This window comes from Salegentibacter sediminis, assembly GCF_002078605.1.
Taxonomy (GTDB): Bacteria; Bacteroidota; Bacteroidia; order Flavobacteriales; family Flavobacteriaceae; genus Salegentibacter; species Salegentibacter sediminis.
Genome location: NZ_MSJR01000019.1, coordinates 1 through 2,622, shown reverse-complemented (window position 1 = coordinate 2,622; position 2,622 = coordinate 1). Strand labels below are relative to the sequence as shown.

1 protein-coding gene is annotated in these 2,622 nt (G+C 39.7%); it reads right to left on the bottom strand.

All coding sequences use genetic code 11. The features are described from left to right. Window positions 1-2,061: immunoglobulin domain-containing protein (locus BUW93_RS14815; RefSeq protein WP_157893348.1), on the bottom strand; the 2,061-nt coding region annotated here is incomplete at its 3' end. Window positions 2,062-2,622: the final 561 nt, after the last annotated feature.

Here is a 2,622-nt window from a genome sequence, read left to right as displayed (position 1 = left end):
AGCTTCTTCGGCAGTTAACGCATTGGTCTCATTAATTGCATCATTTTCTGTTGGATAGAATGTTACATTACCATCGGCAGTGGTAACCCCATCGTTCAGATCAAAGCTCTGATATCCGGTTTCCCCATCCTCACAATCTTCAAGATCAGTCACCACAAGGTCAGGATTATCATAAACAGTGATATCAAAAGAATCAATGGTGTAACAAGTATCATCCTCAGTGTTTTCACTACGCACCCAATAAGTAGCTCCGGTTAGCGGTACTGAAACATCAGCGGCTTCTTCGGGAGTTAACGCATTGGTCTCATTGATAGCATCATCTTCTGTTGGATAGAATGTTACATTACCATCGGCAGTGGTCACCCCATCATTCAAATCAAAGCTCTGATATCCGGTTTCCCCATCCTCACAATCTTCAAGATCGGTCACTACAAGGTCCGGATTGTCATAAACAGTTACTGTAAAAAACTTAATAGTATGGCAATTTTCATCCCCATCATCGTCATTATCAAGCCGGGCCCAGAAAGTTTTAGCGCTATCGGTAAGTAATACAGTTACATCAATAGGGTCAATTGCATTTTCAGGTACCATAGCATCAGCATTGGAGGAATAAAAGGTCAAAGTTCCCATATCCTCATTACTGATGGCATCATTAAGATCAAATGAGGCACCTCCCGTTTCTCCTTCTTCACAGGATTCAAGATTGGTCACGTCAAAATCAGGTATCTCATAAATAGTGACAGTCACTTCTGCCCTTGGGCCCTCACATTCGTTTACGGTACAACTAACCCAGAAAGAAGTGGTCTCAGTAATAGGGTTAATGGGGGTATAGGAAGCTCCTGTGTAAAGCAAAGTTCCATCCGTTTCGGCATCATACCATTTTACAGTTCCTTCACAACCGGTAGCATCAAGTGTACCAGACCAGGGCCCGCAACTTTCAACATCTGTAAGCTCGGGTGCAGGAGGGGTCAGGTCAAGACCAAGCTGAATAGGCCCTACCGGGAAATCCTTAAGCTGTGCGGTCCCCGATTCACCTGAAGACCTAGTCCTAACAAATAGGGTACTAAGAGAAATACATGGATCTTCATTTTCTTCAAAAACCTTGGTTAAATTCACTGCTCCTTCAACCCATTGGTTGATTTCATAATAATCCTTTCCATAAGCATCAAAAGGAACATTGGTAATGCTTTTATTGGTAGTTGCATAAATAAGACCTTGATAGTCGTTTATATCTTTTAAATCATAATGGTACCCCCCAGAACCATCCGATTCCCAACGCAGGATAGCGACGGTAGCTACTCCCCCGCCATTTCCATAACCAACAGTAACGAGAAGATCTCCAATATTACGACCGCCTGTTTCTGCGGGTGCCTTACTTATAAAACCACCGGAACCTGTACCGAGACCGGTCATAGTTAGGCTGTCCTGTAAAAACTCAAAATCTATATAACTATCACCATTGGTGACTGCCCTGTCGGCAGCAAAGAGTACCCAGAGATCATCGGGGTTACCAGGGTTACCCAGATAATCTAACATTTGATCATCACCATAAGTAAAATGAGCAGCTACATTTTGAATTTCATTTTTGGGTGGAGATGAGCCTTCACCCCAGGTATAGGTATTAGGATCCTGATCTATTTTTGCATCAGTAGTAAAAATAGTAGGATCTTTCATATTCCCCATAGGAATAGAATCCTGTAAAAAATAGGTGAAATCATAAATTGGAATGAGCGTCTCATTAATTAGATCTCTTCTAAAAATACCACCGGGATCGGTGTTATTCTGATCATTAAAATCCTCAAAAAACCAGTCACCAACTAAATTGTATGTTGGATCTGGTACTCCGGCCCTTGCATCGCCATCCACAGCGAACCCACCAATTGGGGTTTTGACAGGAACAGCACCTTCAATGATTACCTGAGAGAACACTCCTGTGGTAAGCAAAAAAGAGGCAAGTAAAATTAACTTTCCCAGTGACCCGGTAAATTTTCTTAAACAAGTTAATCTTTCAGACGGATTATCCTTAGGAAAAGGATAATCAGATAAAGTAAAATCTTTCATAATTGAAATAATTTTAAGGTTAGTAAACACTAGGTTAAGAGAATTGTGGGCATCAAAAAATTAAATAAGTAATACACTAAGAGGGGGGATAAATAACTAAACCGGCAGAAGCCGCTAGTTTAAAACCTTACAGGTCTCCGGGGGGAAATGTATATAGGGCAGAAAATCTAAGTTTTTGAAGCGTTTACGGTAGGTTTTCGCGGCTATCAAAACTTTTAATAAATTTAATATATAGAGCAATACAAATTTAATCCAAGTTAAAAAATTTAACCCAAACCACTCATTTTCAGTCTTTTTTACGGGATTTCCCTTAGAACGGTTTTGTTAAAATCAAAGGATTATAATGGATTGAAATCGGGGATAATTTAAAATAAAAAAGATAAATGAAAGCTTGGTGTTTTAAATTATTGCTAATAAGAAACAGCTTCCTTTTATTTTGGAGTAATGGTTTTGTCTTTTTCAAAGTTCCCGGCGGTTAGTATAGAGGCAGATAAAATGTACAAGGAATTCCCTTCACTTTACCCCATAAAAAAACCCTTCACCAAATAAATGATGAAGGGT